The organism is Kitasatospora sp. NPDC004615, from assembly GCF_042873545.1.
GTDB lineage: Bacteria > Actinomycetota > Actinomycetes > Streptomycetales > Streptomycetaceae > Kitasatospora.
This window is the reverse complement of sequence record NZ_JBIALQ010000004.1, coordinates 366,964-384,490: the sequence shown is the minus strand read 5'-3', so window position 1 is coordinate 384,490 and position 17,527 is coordinate 366,964. Positions and strand designations below refer to the sequence as shown.

General features: G+C 71.8%; 16 protein-coding genes. 3 read left to right on the top strand and 13 right to left on the bottom strand.

Annotation, left to right across the window (positions count from 1 at the left end; all coding sequences use genetic code 11):
• Positions 1–32 precede the first annotated feature (32 nt).
• Positions 33–1,244, bottom strand: coding sequence for a 5-aminolevulinate synthase (gene hemA, locus ACFYS8_RS16680; RefSeq protein WP_387641591.1), 1,212 nt, complete (start codon positions 1,242–1,244; stop codon positions 33–35).
• A 211-nt stretch (positions 1,245–1,455) separates the two neighbouring features.
• On the opposite strand from hemA, the gene ACFYS8_RS16675 reads away from it, so the two are divergent.
• Positions 1,456–3,000, top strand: a complete 1,545-nt coding sequence (locus ACFYS8_RS16675; protein WP_387641588.1) for an AMP-binding protein — start codon at positions 1,456–1,458, stop codon at positions 2,998–3,000.
• 7 nt (positions 3,001–3,007) lie between these two features.
• Positions 3,008–4,585, top strand: a complete 1,578-nt coding sequence (locus tag ACFYS8_RS16670; protein WP_387641586.1) for a long-chain fatty acid--CoA ligase — start codon at positions 3,008–3,010, stop codon at positions 4,583–4,585.
• Between the two features lie 16 nt (positions 4,586–4,601).
• Here the strand turns inward: ACFYS8_RS16670 and ACFYS8_RS16665 are convergent, their stop codons facing one another.
• The 11 genes from ACFYS8_RS16665 to ACFYS8_RS16615 form a co-directional block, all read right to left on the bottom strand.
• Positions 4,602–5,093 (bottom strand): MOSC domain-containing protein, encoded by a 492-nt coding sequence (locus tag ACFYS8_RS16665; RefSeq protein ID WP_387641584.1) that lies wholly within the window; start codon positions 5,091–5,093, stop codon positions 4,602–4,604.
• Entirely contained in the window at positions 5,094–5,339 is a 246-nt protein-coding gene (locus tag ACFYS8_RS16660; RefSeq protein ID WP_387641581.1) for an acyl carrier protein, read from the bottom strand.
• Positions 5,332–6,375, bottom strand: a complete 1,044-nt coding sequence (locus ACFYS8_RS16655) for an NAD(P)H-dependent flavin oxidoreductase (protein WP_387641579.1) — start codon at positions 6,373–6,375, stop codon at positions 5,332–5,334. Before ACFYS8_RS16655 ends, ACFYS8_RS16660 begins: the two co-directional genes overlap by 8 nt.
• The gene (locus ACFYS8_RS16650; protein WP_387641576.1) at positions 6,372–7,250 is read right to left on the bottom strand and encodes a hypothetical protein; all 879 of its coding nucleotides are present in this window, start codon (positions 7,248–7,250) and stop codon (positions 6,372–6,374) included. The genes ACFYS8_RS16655 and ACFYS8_RS16650 overlap by 4 nt, the downstream gene beginning before the upstream one ends.
• A 54-nt stretch (positions 7,251–7,304) precedes the next feature.
• Complete coding sequence (locus ACFYS8_RS16645; protein WP_387641573.1) at positions 7,305–8,168, bottom strand: diiron oxygenase; 864 nt, start codon at positions 8,166–8,168, stop codon at positions 7,305–7,307.
• On the bottom strand, positions 8,165–9,103 hold the full coding sequence (locus tag ACFYS8_RS16640; RefSeq protein ID WP_387641570.1) for an inositol monophosphatase family protein: 939 nt from the start codon (positions 9,101–9,103) through the stop codon (positions 8,165–8,167). Before ACFYS8_RS16640 ends, ACFYS8_RS16645 begins: the two co-directional genes overlap by 4 nt.
• A complete protein-coding gene (locus ACFYS8_RS16635; protein ID WP_387641568.1) occupies positions 9,103–10,371 on the bottom strand; it encodes an aspartate aminotransferase family protein in 1,269 nt (422 codons plus the stop codon). Before ACFYS8_RS16635 ends, ACFYS8_RS16640 begins: the two co-directional genes overlap by 1 nt.
• 26 nt (positions 10,372–10,397) lie before the next feature.
• Entirely contained in the window at positions 10,398–10,922 is a 525-nt protein-coding gene (locus ACFYS8_RS16630) for a dioxygenase (protein WP_387641565.1), read from the bottom strand.
• A gap of 157 nt (positions 10,923–11,079) precedes the next feature.
• On the bottom strand, positions 11,080–12,093 hold the full coding sequence (locus ACFYS8_RS16625; protein ID WP_387641562.1) for a phosphotransferase family protein: 1,014 nt from the start codon (positions 12,091–12,093) through the stop codon (positions 11,080–11,082).
• Positions 12,094–12,175: 82 nt separating this feature from the next.
• Complete coding sequence (locus tag ACFYS8_RS16620; RefSeq protein ID WP_387641559.1) at positions 12,176–13,093, bottom strand: ROK family protein; 918 nt, start codon at positions 13,091–13,093, stop codon at positions 12,176–12,178.
• The gene (locus ACFYS8_RS16615; protein WP_387641556.1) at positions 13,090–14,118 is read right to left on the bottom strand and encodes a zinc-binding dehydrogenase; all 1,029 of its coding nucleotides are present in this window, start codon (positions 14,116–14,118) and stop codon (positions 13,090–13,092) included. Before ACFYS8_RS16615 ends, ACFYS8_RS16620 begins: the two co-directional genes overlap by 4 nt.
• Positions 14,119–14,937: 819 nt before the next feature.
• Between ACFYS8_RS16615 and ACFYS8_RS16610 the strand changes: the two genes are divergently transcribed.
• Positions 14,938–15,693, top strand: a complete 756-nt coding sequence (locus ACFYS8_RS16610) for an alpha/beta fold hydrolase (protein ID WP_387641554.1) — start codon at positions 14,938–14,940, stop codon at positions 15,691–15,693.
• A gap of 92 nt (positions 15,694–15,785) precedes the next feature.
• Here the strand turns inward: ACFYS8_RS16610 and ACFYS8_RS16605 are convergent, their stop codons facing one another.
• Positions 15,786–17,423, bottom strand: a complete 1,638-nt coding sequence (locus tag ACFYS8_RS16605; protein ID WP_387641552.1) for an alkaline phosphatase D family protein — start codon at positions 17,421–17,423, stop codon at positions 15,786–15,788.
• Positions 17,424–17,527: the final 104 nt, after the last annotated feature.

The window sequence follows — 17,527 nt, the reverse complement described above, 5'->3', positions numbered from 1 at the left end:
GTACCCCGTGGAGCGGGTCGGCCGTACAGGCCCTACGTACGCGGCACCCCGAGCTCGCGCCAGATCCCGTCCAGTGCCGCGACGAACGCCTCGACCTGCGCGGGCTGGTGGACGGCGCCGGGCGCGCTCCGGAGGATCTCCTGTCCCGCGCGCACGCTGGGCGCGTTGATCGCCTGCACGTAGATGCCGTGGCGCTCCAGCAGCAGGGCGGAGATCCGCCGGGCGAGCGCGTCGTCCCCGACGAAGATCGAGACGATGTGGGAGCCGTCGGAGACGAAGGGGATGCCGTGCTCCGTGAGCAGCCGGTGCGTCAGCCGCGCGTTCGCGTGGAGCCGGTCGCGTTCCTCGTCGGAAGTGCGCAGGTGCCGGACCGCGGCGAGCGCGCCCGCCACGACCGCCGGCGGCAGGGCGGTGGTGAAGATGAAGGAGCGGGACAGGCCGCGCACCGCGTCGACCAGTTCGGCGGGACCGGCGATGTACCCGCCGGTGGTGCCGAATCCCTTGGCGAGCGTTCCCATGATGACGGTGAACTCGTCCGCGATGCCCAGGCCGGCGGCGATACCGGCCCCCTGCGGCCCGTACATTCCGACCGCGTGGACCTCGTCGAGGAAGGTCATCGCGCCGTATTTCCGGGCGATCCGGGCGATTTCGGCGAGCGGGGCGACGTCGCCCGCCATCGAGTAGACCGATTCCATGACGATCATCTTCGGCCGGTCGGGATCGGCGGCGGATATCAGCTCTTCCAGGTGCGCCGTATCATTGTGCCGGAAAATGTGCTTCTCGGCGCCGCTGTGGCGGAGTCCGTCGATGATCGAGGCGTGGTTCATCTCGTCGGAGAAGACGACGCAGTCCCCCAGCCGGCCGGCGAGGACCGTGAGGGCTCCGTCATTGGCGGTGTACCCGGAGGTGAAGAGAAGGGCGTCCTCTTTTCCGTGCAGATCCGCCAGTTCGTTCTCCAGCAGCACGTGGCAGTGGTTGGTCCCGCCGATGTTCCGGGAGCCGCCCGAGCCCGCGCCGTACTCGTCGAGGGCTTCGCGGGTCGCCGCCAGGACCAGCGGGTGCTGGCCCATTCCCAGGTAGTCGTTGCTGCACCACACGCTGATCTCGGAGGTGACCCCGTCCCGCAGGCTCTTGGCCGCCGGGAATTTCCCGGCGAGCCGGCCGATCTCCAGGAACTCCCGTTTCGCCTTCGGTGATCCGCCTTCCTTCATGCGCCGCGAGAAGAGCTCCAGGTATTGGTTCATGACGACCCTTTTCTCCGAAGACTACGCCGATGCGGGGCCCGGACCGGTAGAGGGAATTGTCTCAGGGCGAAATATCACTTCGATGGCGCGGGGTGCGACAATTGAGAACCCACCGCGCATCCGCTTTTCCGATTCACGCCCCCTGGTGGACCCGCTTTGCGCGTTGTAGGCTGTGCGGAAATTCCTCGAAACGGCACCACTGGAGTTTCCCATGCCGTCGGACGAAACATATGTCAGCCAGATCCTTGAGGTAATCTCCGCGGAACCGGAGAAAGTGGTCCTGTCCTGGCGCGACCGGACGCTGACCGCGGCGGAGCTGACCGCCCTGGTCCGGTCGGCCGCGCAGGCCCTGCACCGGCAGACCGGCGGGAACGGCGCCGGCGCCGTGGTCGCCGTCCTGACCGTCACCAACACCGCCCCGACCCTGGTCCTGCGGTACGCCGCGAACCTGGTCGGGGCCACGGTGGTCCACCTGCACACCACCAACGCGGTCGACCCGGCGGACCACCTGGCCGCCGGCGCCAAGCTCAAGATCCTCCGGGACACCGGCGCGACGCACCTGGCCGTGGACGAGGAGAACCTGGCGTCCGCCCGCGAACTGCGCGAGCGGCTGGGCACGCCGCTCACCCTGGTCGCCCTCGGCGACCTCGGCCCCGACGTCCTGGACCTGACGACCGGGGACCCGGACGCGCTGGACCCGGCCGGCATCGAGATCGCCCCCGACCGGCCCGCGGTGGTGACGTACACGAGCGGGACGACCGGCGAGCCGAAGGGCATCGCCTTCGACTTCCGGGCCCGCAACGGCTTCATCTCCGCCGGGCTCCAGATGCGCTGGCGGTCCGTCTACCTGGCCTGCCTCCCGCTCAGCCACTCCAGCGGCGCCACGGCCGACGACTCGCTCGCGTCCGGCGGCTCGGTGGTCCTGCGGGACGGCTTCGAGCCGGGCGACGTGCTGCGCTCCGTCGCGCGGCACGGGATCACCCGGATGCTGCTCTCCCCTCCGCAGCTGTACCTGCTGATGGACCATCCGGAGCTGGGCTCGACCGACCTGTCCAGTCTCCAGATGGTCACCTACCTGGGCTCCCCCGCGTCCCCCGAGCGACTGGCCGAGGCGGTCAAGGTCTTCGGCGACGTGCTGCTCCAGGTGTACGCGACCAGCGAGGCGGGTTTCGTCAGCATGCTCTCGCCCGCCGAGCACCTCGACCCCCGGCTGCGGGCCACGGTCGGCCGCCCGATGCCCGACTGGGTCCGGATCACCGATCCGGACGACCACCACGACCTGCCGCCCGGCGAGATCGGCGAGGTCTGCGTCCGGTCGCCCTTCACGATGAGCGCGTACGTGGCCGAGCCCGAGCTCACCGCCCGGACCGTACGGGACGGCTGGGTGCACACCGGCGACCTCGGATTCGTCGACGGTGACGGCTACCTGCACCTGCGCGGCCGGATCGGCGAGGTGATCAAGACCAACGGCATCAAGATCCATCCGGTGACGGTGGAGAACGCCCTGCTGGCCCACCCCGACGTGGTGCAGGCCGCCGTCTTCTGCGTCCGGGACCGGGACCGGATCGAGTACCTGCACGCCGCCGTGGTGCTGCGCGACGCGGGCACGGCCGGCCCCGACGAGCTGGCCGAGCACGTCCGGGCCACCGTCTCGCCCAAGCACGTCCCCGCGCGGATCCGCGTCCGCTCCGAGCTGCCCCTCACCGGTGTCGGCAAACCGGACAAGGCGCGGCTGGCCGCGGAAGCGAGCGGGTGAGACCCCCGTGACCCTCTCCGTGGCGGCCATCCTCGCCGAGTCCGCGCTGCGCCGGCCGGAGCACCCGGCGATCGTGTCCGGCACCCGGAAGATCACCTACCGCGAGCTGTGGGACGGGGCGCGCAGGTACGCGGCGGTGCTGCGCGCGCGGGGCATCGGCCCCGACGACAAGGTGGCGCTGCTGCTGCCCAGCACCCCGCACTTCCCGCTGGCCTACTTCGGCGTGCTCGCGCTCGGCGCGGTCGCGGTCCCGGTCCACGCCCTGCTCCGGGCGGACGAGATCGCGTACGTCCTGCGGGACTCCGGGGCGGTGGCACTGATCTGTGCCGCCCCGCTGCTGGCCGAGGGCGGCAAGGCGGCGGAGACGGCCGGCACGCCCCTGCTCACCGTCATGGAGCGGGAGGGTGCCCCCGATCGGCAGCTGGACGTGCTCGCGGCGCGCAGCGCCCCGATCGACCGCCAGGTGCCGCGCGACCCCGGGGACATCGCGCTGGTCCTCTACACCTCCGGCACCACCGGCAGGCCCAAGGGCGCCCTGCTCACGCACCTCAACGTGGTGATGAACGTCGACACGACCATGCTGTCGCCGTTCGACTTCACCCCGGACGACGTCCTGCTCGGCTGCCTGCCGCTGTTCCACACCTTCGGCCAGATCTGCGGCATGAACACCTGCTTCCGGGCGGGGGCGACCATGGTCCTGATGCCGCGGTTCGACGGACCGGGCGCGCTGGAGCTCATGGTGCGGGAGGGCTGCACCGTGTTCATGGGGGTCCCGACGATGTACACGGCGCTCCTCGACGCGGCCCGCGCCGACTCGCGCAGGCCGGCGCTCGACCGCGCGTTCTCCGGCGGCGCCGCGCTGCCGGTGGCGGTCCTGGACGCGTTCCGCGAGGCGTTCGGCTGCCCGGTCCTCGAAGGGTACGGGCTGACCGAGACGTCCCCGGTGGTGGCCTACAACCAGAAGGCGTGGCCGCTCAGGCCCGGCACGGTGGGCCGGCCGATCTGGGGCGTCGAGGTCGAGATCGCCCGGGCGGAGGTCGCGGACAGGATCGAGCTGCTGCCCGCCGGCGAGACCGGGGAGATCGTCATCCGGGGGCACAACGTGATGGCCGGCTACCTGAACCGGCCGGAGGCGACCGCCGAGGCCGTCGTGGACGGCTGGTTCCGCTCGGGCGACCTCGGCGTCAAGGACGACGAGGGCTACCTGTCCATCGTCGACCGCAAGAAGGACGTGGTGCTGCGCGGCGGCTACAACGTCTACCCGCGCGAGGTCGAGGACGTCCTGGCCCGGCACCCGGCGATCGCCCAGGCAGCCGTCGTCGGGCTCCCCCACCCCGTCCACGGCGAGGAGGTCTGCGCGGTGGTGCGGGCCCACCCCGGCAGCACGCCGGGCCCCGCCCTCGGCGCCGAGATCGTCGCCTGGAGCAGGGAGCGGATGGCGCCGTACAAGTACCCGCGCCGGGTGGAGTTCGTGGACGCCTTCCCCCTCGGCCCCAGCGGCAAGGTACTCAAACGCGAGCTGGTCGCCCGGTTGAGCGCCGCGAACCCGGACCGGCCACCGGCCGGCCCGCCGCGCCCGCACTGAGCCCGGGGCCGTCGATTCACGGATCTGCCGGGCGGATCGGGTCGCCGGTGCGCAGGGTGCCGCCTTCGAGGATCCGGGCGCGCAGGCCGCCGCGGTGGAGGAGGCCGCGCAGGACGCCGGGGGCGGTGAGTTGTTCGAGCCGGGCGCAGGGCTCGCTGAGGGCGAGGCCGAGCAGGCGGACGTGGTCTCCGACGGTGAACTCCAGGCCGACGAGTTCGGTCAGTGGAACGCCGCGGCAGACCACGTTACGGCGCGCCTGGGAGGGGGTGAGGCGGATGCCGTGTTCACGTTCCAGCGCGGTCAGGGCGTCCATGTCGAGCAGGGAGATCTCGCAGACGCGGGACGCTCGGCCGGGAGCCCGTCGGGGTGGCGCGTCACCGGCCGCGGCCTGGAAGTAGCGGTCGCCTTCCAGGCCGCGGCCGGTGACGGCGACGGCTTCCCGCACCTCGACGAGGGGTGCGCCGTGGGTCGGTGCGAGGTGGAGCGAGACCGCCGTGCCCTGCCACATTCAGCGGCCCCCTTCTCCCGCCAGGAAGTTCTCCTCGATGGCGTGCAGCGTGCGGAACTGGTCGGCGCTCAGCTCCGCGACGTCCAGTTCACGGCCGACGAGGTCCTCCAGGAACAGGATGAACTCCATGAAGGCGAGGGAGTCCACGATCCGGTTCTCGATCAGGTCGAGGTCGGCGGGGATCTCGCCGAGCGCCGGGTTGCGGGCGCGCAGCCAGTCGACCACCGGCTTGAGGGAGTCATTCACCCTGGCACTCTCCTTCGTGGCGGGCCGGGTCGGGGCGGGTGTGGCGCAGCGCGCGGCGGTACTCGGTGCGGATGCGCTCCACCAGGACCGTGACGGGTTCGGTGGCGGTGATCCGTTCGCAGGAGTCGCCGCAGTACATCGCCATGTCCTCGATCCGGCCCTCGGTGCGGATGGACGGTACGGCGGCGCTGTACCGGGGGACGGGCAGCCGCCGGCCGTCGGGTGCGATGGTGGTGGCGACGAACCGGGCGGCCAGTCGGGGGCCGGGCACGGTCAGCGCGTTGCGCAGGACCCGGTGGGGCCGGTTCGCCCAGCCGATGTCGAAGACCGTCGTCACTACCGTGTCCGAGGCTCCGGCCGTGACGATCCGGCGTTTGAACAGCGGGTGCGCCTCGGATTCCCGGGCCGCGGCGAAGACGGTGCCGGCCATCGCCCCGTCGGCGCCCTCGGAGACGGCCCGGGCGAGGTCGGCTCCGGTGGCGATTCCGCCCGCGACGGCGAGGACGGCGTCGGGGTGGTCGCGGCGGGCGGCGCGCAGCAGTGGCAGGGCGGGCAGGGTGCCGAGGAGGTGCCCGCCTGCCTCGACGCCTTGGAGCACGACGACGTCGGCGCCCTGTTCGAGGGCCCGGCCGGCGGCGTGCGCGGTGCCGACCTGGACCACCACCGGCAGCCCGGACCGGACGGCCGCCGTCAGCAGGTCCGGTGCGGGCAGCCCGTAGAACGTCACGAACGCCCGCTCCGGCAGGACGCCGACCGCCGCGTCGAGTTGGGCCCGGCACTTCTCCGGGGCCAGTACCTCGGGCACCAGGTTGATCCCGAACGGCCGGTCCCCCGTCCGGGCGGCGGTGTCGGTGATCAGCCGGCGGATCCGTTCGGGGGGTTCCTTGTACAGGCCGAGGACGCCGCCGGCGCCCGCCCGGGAGACGGCGCCGCACAGCTCGGGCCCGGCGACGCCGCCCATGCCGGCCTGGAGCAGCGGCAGGGTCACCCCGAGGCGCTGCTCCAGCCGGGTCCGGCGCGGCGCCGGCCCGGTCACCGGGGAGCCCCGGCTTCGGCGACCGCGTCCCGGGCGGCGGCGAGGTCCCCGTCGAAGCGCAGGTCCAGGACGTGCAGCCAGCGTTCCAGTCCGAAGGCGACGCATCCGGTGAAGGCGGGCATGCCGTCGTGCCGGATCGCGCAGCGTTCCCCGAAGAAGTTGCGGTGGTTGTTGAGCGAGGCCACCGCGGTGCCGTCCGCGGCGAGGAACTCCTCCTTGACCGGTGCGAGGACCTGCAGCACGGCGCGTGGGCTGTCGCGCCGGAAGAAGGGGTCACTGGCCGGGGCGCGGCGCAGTTCGACGCCGAGGCGGTCGGCGAAGGCGGCCACCTCCGTCCGGTACTGGTCCAGGTGCGCGCGGACGGCGTCCTGGCTGCCCAGGCAGACGACTTCGCGCATGGTGAACCCCCAGAGCCGGCGCAGGCCGTCGTGGTGGTCCTCGTTGCGGTAGCAGTGGGCGACGGTGGTCACGAGGGAGGCGTCCCGGTCGAGCGAGCTGTCGGAGAGGTGCAGGAACGCTCCGTAGCAGGCGGCCGAGGGCAGCAGGTGGGTGGCGTCGGCGAGGTCGTGGGCGGGGACCGGGTCGGCCCCGACCTTGGCGCTGTCCTGGTCGAGCCGGTCGGGCCGGATCCGGCTGACCGTGCTGCCGAGGTGCGGGAAGTTCTGGAAGTAGTCCAGTTTCCGGAGTTCGGCGGCGGGCAGCAGGGGCGGCAGCGTCATCGGCTCGGCGCCGCGGGCGGTCGCCCAGCCCGTGAAGACGTCGTCGAGCGCGCACAGCAGAGCGGTGGCGGGGCCGTCGAGCGTCGCGAGGCCGTCCCGGACGGACCAGGCGGTGCGGGTGCCGGGCGGGGCCGCGGCACGGTGGGTGTGGGACATCGTCCTCCTCCGGACGGCGGTCGAAGATCAGGGTGTGGTCGGCGCGGAGCCGGTTCACGCCTCCGGGACGCCGATCCGCCGGAGGAAGTCCCTGGACTTGCGCAGCACCCGCTGGTGCTCGGTCCGGCGCGCCGGGTGGTCCAGCAGGCGCTTGCGGAGGGCGAGTCCGTCCGGAATCCCGGCGTCCCGGTAGACGGCCGGGTTGTAGAGGGAGCCGATGCTCGCGGACAGGTAGCCCTCGAGGTACTGGCCGATGGCCCGGCGATCGTCCTCGCCCAGTCCGGCCTCCAGCAGCCGCTCCCAGAGCAGTTGGACCAGCCGGGCCCCGAAGGCGATGTGCCTGCTCTCGTCCTGGTGGTGGATCCGGTTCAGCTGCCGGATGGTCGGGTGCAGCCGCTCGTCCGCGGCGAGCCGCACGTTGTAGTGGTCGACGATCTGCTCGAACAGCAGGATCCGGGCGAAGACCAGGAAGTTCTCCCGTGCCGGGTCGTCGGCGGGCACGGCCAGCTTCAGCCGCTTCTCCGGGTAGATCCGTCCGCCGTACTTGAGGCAGAACGTCGCGAAGAACCACATGTGTTCGTTCTCCTCACCGATGAAGTGGTGGAAGAACTCGGACGGGATCTCGAATCCGGGTGTGTGGATCCGCCGCATCACCTCGATGAGCAGTTCCCTGATGCCGTGGACGTTCAGGCTGTAGAAGTTGACGCTCTCCCCGCGGCCGAGTGCCCGCAGCTGGTCCGGGGTGAGCCGTTCGGCGTACTCGGTGCCGTGGACGGACAGCAGCTCGGGCGAGAACCAGGGCTCGTCCTCGGGGAGTTCGGCCGGCCAGTCGAAGGTGGTGTACGGGTTGTAGTAGTCGCTGCTGGCCCGGGCCGAGAGCCGCTCCAGCAGCTGCCGGAATTCGGTGTCGTCCGTCATGCCCGCTCCCCGGGGGTGCGCCAGGCGACGCCGTCCAGCAGTTTGCGGTGGAGTTCGGGGGTGGACGCCGCGATGCAGGACCGCTGGTTGGTGACGTCCAGTTCGGTGAGCGCGGTGTCGCCGAGCGGCTGCCCGTAGGCGTCGGTGATGACGAGGCCGGCCTGTTCGGCCAGCAGCACCGCGGCGGCGATGTCGTACGGGAACAGGTGCAGCACCCGCCCGTTGCCCACCCGCTGGAACTCGCCCAGCAGCGCGGGGTCGTCGCGCAGCAGCCGGTTGCCGATGTCGACGTACGCGTCGAGCTGACCGGTGATCAGGCGCGAGATGGAGTAGGTGGCGCTGTTGAAGACGAACACACCGCCGGTGTTGGCCGAGAGGTCGATGAGGTGCCCGTAGGCCTCGGTCATCAGCTGGGCGGGGTGGCCGTTGAACTCCAGGGACCAGAACATCCGGGAGAGGTCGGTGGTCCGGGTCGGCGCGGGCACGGGGTGGTCGTACCCGTGCGCCACCACCCCTGGGGTGCCGCGCTCGGCGTACAGGTGGGCGCCGGTCTTCCACTCCATCAGCAGGGCGTGTTCGACGTCCGAGATCCGGGGGCGGTCGCCGAGCCGGGCGACCGCGATGGACACGGTGGCGGACTCCAGGCCGGCGACGGCCGGCCGGGTGCCGTCGATGGGGTCGACCACCAGGAGGTGTTCGGGGTCGCGGCCGTGGGTGCGCAGGCCGCGGTCCTCGGAGAACACGGCGACCGGCAGGTCGTGGTCGACGACGTACTTCCAGACGGCCCGTTCGGCGACGTCGTCGATGCCGAACTGGGCGTCGCCGCCCGGCGAGTGGCCGCGGACGCCGCGGTTCTCGGACCGGGCCCAGCCGGCGGTGATCTCCTCGCGGACGAGCCGGGCGAGGCCGAGCAGGTAGTCCAGCATGCCGGCCATCAGCTCGCCTCCGCGGCGAAGAGGGTCTCCAGCCGGTCGCAGAGCAGGTCCGCCTCCTCGGTGGTGATGATCAGCGGCGGCCGGATCTTCAGGACGTTCCCGCGCCCGTAGCGGGAGGTGCGCAGGATCAGGCCGTGGTCCATGCCGCGGTGGGCGAGGTGCAGGGTCAGCGGGGTGTCCGGCCGACCGTCCCGGTCGACCATCTCCAGGCCGATCATCAGCCCGAGCCCGCGGACGTCGCCGATCCGGGGGTAGCGGGACGCCAGGTCGCGCAGCCGCTCCATCAGGTGGGCGCCGACGGCCCGGACGTGTGCCAGGAACTCCGGGCGGGAGACGAGTTCCAGGGTCTTGTCCGCGGCTGCGGCGGCCAGCACGTTGCCGCCGTAGGTGAACGAGTGGTATTCGCCGTCCAGGCCCGCGAGTTCCTCGGTGGTGAGGATCGCGGCGACCTGGGCACCGGAACCACCGAGGCCCTTGGCGGTGGTGATGATGTCCGGCCGCACGCCGAAGTGGTCGGCGGCGAACATGTGGCCGGTGCGGCCGATGCCGGTCTGCACCTCGTCGAAGACCAGCACGATGCCGCGTTCGTCGCAGATCCGGCGGAGCGCGGCGAGGTAGCCGTCCGGCGGCACGATGTTGCCGCCCGAGCCGGACACCGGCTCCACGACGATGCAGGCCACACTGCCCGACGAGGCGTGGTCGATGAAGTCGTTGATCCGCTCCGCGCACAGCAGGCCGCAGCTGTCGGGGCTCTGCCGGTAGAAGCAGCGCAGGCAGTACGGGTCCGGGACGTGCGTGATGCCGGCGACCAGCGTCGGGAACGGCGCCCGGCGGAAGGCCTCCCCGGACATCGCCGTGGTCAGCACGGTCTGCCCGTGGTGGCTGCGGAAGAGCGTGATCACGTCCCGCCGTCCGGTGCGCAGCTGGGCCATCTTCACCGCGCCCTCGTTGGCGGTCGCACCGCCCGAGACCTTCAGGTGGACCCGGGTGAGGTTCGGCGGCGACACCGCGACCAGCCGGCGCACCAGCCGGTCCACCGGCTCGGTCTGGAACGTCGAGGTGGCGTGGACCAGCAGGTCGGCCTGTTCACGCATGGCCTTGACGATCTCCGGGTGCCCGTAGCCGAGGCTGAGGTTGAACGTCCCCGAGGCGCAGTCGATGTACGCCCTGCCGTCGGCGTCGTAGAGGTGGATCCCCTCACCGTGCCGCATCTTGTACTCGCTGACCTGGTAGTAGATCAGGTCCTCGATTTTCTGTGCGTCTTCCACAATTCCTCCCGAGGTCTGGGAATCGATCAGGAGGGCAGAATGAAGGTGAAACTCGCCAGCCACCCCTCCGGGGTTTCCTGCACGTCCATCAGGCATTCGGGGCGGAAATACTTGTCCAGCCGGTTCCGGCGCTCGCCGGGGAAGTACAGCATGGTCGTCAGGACGCCGCCGCCGGGCGGCTGCACCTTCACGTGCAGGTGCCGCGTCCGGCCCGGGTACTCGGCCGGCAGAACGGTCTCCAGCCGCCAGTTCCCCTCGTCGTCGGCGAACTGGTGCCCGCGGAGGGTGAACCCCTCCTCGTCGTACACGCCCTCGTCGCCGACCTGCCAGAAGTCCAGCAGGGCGCCCCCGATCGGCTTGCCGTCCGGGTCCACGACCCGGCCCGACAGCACCATGGGCGTCCCGGTCGGGACGTCGGACCGGAAGCTCGTCTTGAGCGGTGTGGCCGGCTTGTAGTACGGGCCCTCGGTCTGTGCCGGGGTCGGCGGTATGCCGTTGCACTTGACGTCGGGAGTGATGATCAGGACATCGTTCTCAGGATTCTCTGCCACTGTTTCCTGCCTTCCATCGGGCCGGTTTTCCACCGACCGCCGAAGAAGCCGACCGAAAAGCCCGGCGGGAAGTCCGCCGAAATTCGGCACCACGAATTCCTGTCGTTCAGACTGTCTTCCGGGGATGGCCGTGTCAATAATTCGGACGGGCCGGGAATCAGCGCGGAACGGAGCGGGGAGAGACATTCCCCGCGGCCGCGCGGCGCAGCATGACGGCGCGGACCCGGGCAAACACCCGGTGGTCCGGCGGATCGGTCAGGATGTCGGCCAGGGCGAACAGGTCCAGGGCTTCGCTGGTGCGGCGCCAGCCGTCGGGCAGGAGCCCGCCGCCGTCCCGGTACCCGTCCAGGAACGCCCGGGAGTAGTCCGGCGGGTAGTCGTCCTCGAAACGCAGCATGTTGCCGACGTCCGTCAGCGGCGGGCCGCTGAAGGCGAGTTCCCAGTCGAGGACGGCGGCGACCTCCCACCGTCCGTCGCGGCCCGCTCCGACCAGCATGTTCTTGGGGTTGAAATCGTTGTGGACGAGCCGGTGGTCGGCGGCGGCAGCGGCGCAGAGCGGTGCCGCCCGTTCGGCCAGCAGCCGCAGCGTCCGGGCGTCCGACGCGCTGAGCCGGGGCGCCGCTGGGGGGCGTCGCTCCGCGGCCGCCAGGCAGTGTTCCACGAAGTCCCGCAGGTCACTCCGGCCGTCCGGCGGCTGCGGAACGAGCGACGCCTCCTCGAAGCGGCCGGGCCCGGACAGTTCCCATGCGGAGACCCGGGCCAGGACCGTGCCGACCGCCCGGCCCAGATCTGCGGCGGCCGGTCCGGAGACGTCCGCCAGCGCCTCGGTCAGCGGAACACCCCGGATGTAGCGGTAGAGCAGGGACGGACACCCCGTGGCCGCGCCGTCCGGGTCGGCAGCCACCAGCTCGGGCAGGGGAAGCCGCCCGTGCAGTCGCCGCAGCAGCGCGGCCTCGACCTCACACGTGTTGCGCGGGACCCCGCTGTCCCCGCCGGGCCGGAAGCGGCGCAGGACGTAGCGCTCGTCCGCCTCGGTCACCAGCAGGATCAGCTCGTTGTTGCAGCCGCCGAGGAGCCGGCCGGCGCGTTGGACTCGTTCCCCGGGCAGGGCCTCGTCGTGCAGCCAGGCGCGCGTGCCGGCGTCGAGCTCGATGGGGCCGGTCGTCGTCACTCGTTCATCCTTCCTGTCCTCCGCCTGCTGTCGGACGCGCCACACCGCGGCGTCCGGCGCCCGGACGCCGTGCGCGCCGCGGTCAGTGGAGGTCGTGCCGCGCCTCGGCCCGGAACGCCAGGACGAGGCCGCCGGCCGGGCCGGCCATCGCACCGAGCTCCGCCGGAACGACGAAGTCGTCGGCGCTCTGTTCGGGCAGCCCCGGATACCCGCCGAGCTGTTTGAGCAGTTCCGCCCGCACGGCGGGAAGCAGGCCGGGGAGCACCGACATGCCGCCGCCGATCACGATCCGCTCGGGAGCGGTGCAGTAGACGATGCTGCGTAGTCCCTCGGCCAGGTAGCCGGCTTCGAGCTCGACCGCCCGGTGCAGCTCGTCCCCGGTCAGCTGCTCCGCGGGCCGCCCCCACCGGTCCGCGACGGCGGTGCCTCCGGCCATGCCTTCCAGGCAGCCGCCGTGGAAGGGGCAGTTGCCCGGGAAGTCGTCGCCCGGCCGCCGGCTCACCGCCACGTGCCCCATCTCGGTGTGGACCAGGCCCCTGACGGTCCGTCCGCCGATTATCGCGCCGCCGCCGATGCCGGTCCCGACGGTGAGGTACAGGTAGGTGTCGAGCCCCCGCGCGGCACCCCACCGTCCCTCGCCGAGGGCGGCGCCGTTGACGTCCGTGTCGATGCCGATCGGTACGTTCAACTCCCGTGCCAGCGGGCCGAGTACGTCGATGTCGGCCCAGCCCGGTTTCGGTGTGTCGGTGGTGAACCCGTACTTCGGGAGGTTCGGGCGCAGCTCCAGCGGGCCGAACGAGGCGACGCCGATGGCGGCCAGCGGTCCGTGCTGCCGCGTCGCCCGGCCGAAGAAGTCGACGACGCGTGCCAGGGTCTCACCGGGCGCTCCGGTGGGAAACCTGGCCCGGTCCACCACGTCGTCGGGTGAAGTGCCCACCAGGCAGACCACTTTGGTGCCGCCGGACTCGACCGAGCCGTACAGCGCGTGACGCGGGCTCATCCGGCGACCTCCGGCCAGCCGTCCGGGCCCATCGGGCCGGCGTCGGACCGGATGACGACCTTCATCGCACCGTAACCGGCGCCGTGGCCGGTCCCGTCGGCGCCGCTGTCGCTGCCCGCGGAGAGCAGCGCGAAGGCGTCCTGGTAGCGGTCGAGCGGGAACTCGTGGGTGACCAGCGTCTCCAGCGGCAGGTCGCCGATCAGGTCGACCGCGATCGGGAAGGTGTCCGCCCGGTAGTCGCCGGCCCCGATCAGGCTGACGCCGTGGTTGGTCAGGTACAGCGGGCTGATCCGGGGCCGGTAGCCGTCGTCGAACCCCATGGCGACGACCCGGCCGCCGTCGGCCACCAGTTGCAGCGCGTGCTCGACGGTGACCCCGGTGGTGTCGAACACGACGTCGGGCCGGCGTCCGTCCCCGGCCTTGGCCACCGCTTCGAGCGGGTTCGGCCCGCCGGCGTCGACGGTCCGGTCGACCAGCGATCCGGCGACGGCCAGCCGGTACGGGTCGGACTCCGCGATCACCACCCGGCGCGCGCGGCGCGCGGCGACCAGCGCGGTGAGGAGGCCGATCGGTCCCGCCCCCAGCACGGCCACGGTGTCGCCGTAGCCCACGTCCGCGGCGAGCACGTTGTTCAGGACGCAGGCCAGCGGCTCCACCAGCACGGCGCGCCGGAACGCCAGGACGCCCGGCAGCCGCTCGGTGAAACGTTCCGGCAGCACCACGTGGTCGGCGTACGTGCCGTCGCGGTCGACACCGACCTCGGTGCCCCGCTTGTTCCGGCAGTGGTTGGTCGCGCCCCGCCGGCAGGGCGGGCAACTGCCGCAGTACAGCGTCGGATTGACCACGACCCGGTCGCCGGGACGGACCGACGTCACATCCGCTCCGACCGCCTCCACCACGCCGACCGACTCGTGCCCGAGGACCACGCCGGGCCGGGCCGGGAAGCGGCCCAGCAGGATCTTGCGGTCCGTCCCGCAGATACCCGTCCCCACGACCCTCAGCACGACGTCGTCACGTCCGGACACCTCCGGACGCGGATGGTCCCGCAACTCGACGGGATGCGGACCGGAATCGGAATGGAAACCGGAACCGAGAAATACCAGAGCTCGCACGGCGTCTCCTTGGGGGCCGGTGGGCCTACCGCTACCAGGTGCCTGTCACCGATCTGGCTTGCAAGGGGTTCACTGTAGCCTGCGCCCTCCTCCCCCGAACCGTCCGTATTTCAGTCGTCGTCGGACACCCCCGACCCGTATGGGGGCGTACGCCCGGCGTGATTTCCGGATCGCGCGCCGAACGGAAATCGGCCCGCCCGGCCCGGGCGAAAGAGACCGCGCAGCACAGCACCCCGTTCCACCGCCGCCCCGCGCCGGCCAACGCCCGCACGCTGGACCGGAGCCCGCCCCGTCCCGCAGCCGACACCGGGCGGGAGCGGCAGCCACTGGTGGTGCCACTGGGATGTCGGCGAGGCACAGTGGTGGCGAGAAATCCACTCCGGATCGGCCCGGCCGGAATCCGAGAAATATTTCCCCAGCGCCTGCTGCTGTCGGCGGTGGAATTGTGAATTGCGGTGTCCGCGAGTTCACTGAAGGGAAAGGGCAACAATGGTGGTGTCCGCGTGAAGCCAGCTCGCTCCAAAGGGTATTTTGCCGCCGTCATATGACGGCAGTCCAGCTCGCCGGCCGGACACGGGCTCCGCGTCCTCCGCCCATGCGGCCCGCCGCCACGGCGCCCGACGCTGTGCGGCATCCGGTGGCGCTCCGGGGTTCCGGTTCATCGGGCGGCGGCCGCCCGTTCCGGTTGAACTGCCTGTTCAGGCGGGCGGATCGCGGGGAACGACCGAGGGCATGACGATTCCGCACCGCTTGACCGGCACCGGCGACCACCATGTCCTGGTCCTCCACGACTGGTTCGGCACCAGCGCCGGCTGGGGCCCGTTCCTCGACTACCTCGACGGCGACGCCTTCAGCTACGCCTTCCTCGACTACCGCGGCTACGGCCAGCGCAAGGACGTTCCCGGCGCGTACACGCTCGCCGAGATCGCCGCCGACGCGCTCGCCCTGGCCGACGAACTCGGCTGGGACCGTTTCTCCCTGGTCGGCCACTCGATGGGCGGGAAGGCGGCCCAGCAGGTACTCGCCGAGGCGCCGCTGCGGGTGCGCAAGCTGGTCGGCCTGGCGCCGGTGCCGGCCGGGGCGTACCCGCTGGACGAGGCGGGCGAGGCGCTGTTCTACGGCGCCGCCGAGGACCGGGAGAAGCGCCTCGCCATCCTCGACCTGGTCACCGGCCAACGGGCCGGCCGGGTCTGGCTGGACCGCATGGTCGACCAGTCCCTCCGCCTGTCCGCCCCCGAGGCCTTCGGCGGCTACGTCCGCGACTGGGCGACGGCCGACCTGGAGCACCGGATCAGCGGCAACCCGGTGCCGGTCAAGGTGATCGTCGGCGAGCACGACCTCGCCCTCACCGCCGACGTGATGCGCGGCACCTTCCTCACCCACTACCCCAACGCCGAACTCGAAGAGCTGGGCGGCAGCGGCCACTACCCGATGTACGAGACCCCGGTGGCCCTCGCGGCGTCCCTGGAGGGCTTCCTCCACGACTGACAGTGAAGATGTGTGATGGCTTCGCCGTCGGGTCTGACCGGCGGCCTGCGACGGCCCGGATCCTCACGAACCGTCGCAGGCCACCGCCCGCGTCAGGCCGGCCGGATGCCCGGGTTGCCGGCCTCGGTGACGAAGGAGGCGGCGGTGAGCAGGGTGCCGTCGGGACGGGTGATGTGGGTGACGGCCCGGTAGTCGGCGCGGGCGTGCTGGCGGTCGAGGGTGACCACGGTGTAGCCGCGCCGGCCGTCGTAGAACTTCATGTGCGGGTTGGCGGCGGTCAGGGTGGCCCAGTTGGAGGGGTGGGCCTCGCCGTCGCCGTCGCTGCTGATCGAGGTGCCGACGAACTCGACGCCCACGGTGCGGGAGTTCGGGTCGTCGAAGTCGCGCTTGACGTCGAGCGCGTAGGCGACGTGCACGTCGCCGGTGAGCAGCACCAGGTTCTTGACGCCGGCCTGGTCGACGGCGGTCAGGAAGCGCTCGCGGGCGGCGGGGTAGCCGTCCCAGGCGTCCATGGACAGCTTGGAGCTGGCGGCGGTGGTGTTCTTGCGGCGGGAGAACACCACCTGCTGCGGGACGACGTTCCACAGCGCCTTGGAGCGGCGCAGCCCGTCCGCGAACCAGCGTTCCTGGGTGGCGCCCATCAGGGTGCGCTTCGGGTCCTGGGATTCGGGGGTGGGGTACTGCCAGCCGTCGCCGTTGGCCTGGTCGTCGCGGTACTGGCGGGTGTCGAGGATGTCGAACTGCGCCAACTGCCCGTACTGGAAGCGGCGGTAGAGAGTCAGGTCGGTGCCGTTGGGCTTGGGCATCCGCAGCGGCTGGTTCTCCCAGTAGGCGCGGTAGGCGGCCGCGCGGCGGGCGACGAACGGCGCCGGGTCCTGGTTCTTCTCGGGGATGCCGCCCGCGTAGTTGTTCTCCACCTCGTGGTCGTCCCAGGTGACGTACCAGGGGTGGGCGGCGTGCGCGGCCTGCAGGTCGGGGTCGGTCTTGTAGAGCGAGTACCGCAGCCGGTAGTCCTCGAGCGTGGTGGTCTCGTGGTTGAGGGCGGCGGGCAGGACGCGGTCGGTGTAGCGGCGGTCGCCGCCGACGGAGTCGATGCCGTACTCGTAGATGTAGTCGCCGACGTGGAAGACGGCGTCCAGGTCCTCCTGGGCGAGGTGGCGGTAGGCGGTGAAGTAGCCGTCCTCGTACGCCTGGCAGGAGACCAGCCCGAGCTTCGTGCTGTCGAGCTTGCGGCCGTGCGAGGGCGCGGTGCGGGTGCGGCCGACGGGGCTGGTCCACTGCCCGACGGTGAACCGGTACCAGTACTCGCGTGCCGCCTCCAGGCCGGTCGCGTCCACGTGCACCGACCAGTTGAACTCGGCGTGCGCCTTCGCGCTGCCGCGCCGCTCGACACGGCGGAACCGCTCGTCCCGGGCGATCTCCCAGCCGACCTTGATGCTCCCCGCCGGCGGCAGCCCCACCCCGGGCTCCAGCGGACGCGGCGCGAGCCGGGTCCACAGCACCACCGCGTCCGGCAGCGGGTCACCGGAGGCGACGCCGAGGGTGAACGGGTTCTCGGTGAGGGTGCGCGGCGCGAGTTCGTTCTCCTCGGCGTGCGCGCCGGGCAGGTTGACGCCGAACGCGAGCGCGGCGGCGGCCGAGGTGACGGTCAGGAACCGCCGCCGGTCGAGCCGTCCGGCGGCGGCGAGCAACTGCTGGTCGGGCGTGGGACGGTCGGAAGTGCTGGACATCGGACGGGCGCCTTTCGCCGAATGGGTCGGTGTGCGAAGGGAATTCGACCCGTCCTGGTGGTCTGCCCGTAGTCATCGCCCTGGCAAACGAATGATCATTTGAT

Excerpts from the sequence above, each read along its gene's own strand:
- ACFYS8_RS16675 (WP_387641588.1), top strand. The coding sequence starts at position 1,456 with ATGCCGTCGGACGAAACATATGTCAGCCAGATCCTTGAGGTAATCTCC.
- ACFYS8_RS16665 (WP_387641584.1), bottom strand. The coding sequence starts at position 5,093 with ATGTGGCAGGGCACGGCGGTCTCGCTCCACCTCGCACCGACCCACGGC.
- ACFYS8_RS16640 (WP_387641570.1), bottom strand. The coding sequence starts at position 9,103 with ATGGCCGGCATGCTGGACTACCTGCTCGGCCTCGCCCGGCTCGTCCGC.
- ACFYS8_RS16620 (WP_387641559.1), bottom strand. The coding sequence starts at position 13,093 with ATGAGCCCGCGTCACGCGCTGTACGGCTCGGTCGAGTCCGGCGGCACC.
- ACFYS8_RS16645 (WP_387641573.1), bottom strand. The coding sequence starts at position 8,168 with ATGACGGACGACACCGAATTCCGGCAGCTGCTGGAGCGGCTCTCGGCC.
- hemA (WP_387641591.1), bottom strand. The coding sequence starts at position 1,244 with ATGAACCAATACCTGGAGCTCTTCTCGCGGCGCATGAAGGAAGGCGGA.
- ACFYS8_RS16650 (WP_387641576.1), bottom strand. The coding sequence starts at position 7,250 with ATGTCCCACACCCACCGTGCCGCGGCCCCGCCCGGCACCCGCACCGCC.
- ACFYS8_RS16605 (WP_387641552.1), bottom strand. The coding sequence starts at position 17,423 with ATGTCCAGCACTTCCGACCGTCCCACGCCCGACCAGCAGTTGCTCGCC.
- ACFYS8_RS16610 (WP_387641554.1), top strand. The coding sequence starts at position 14,938 with ATGACGATTCCGCACCGCTTGACCGGCACCGGCGACCACCATGTCCTG.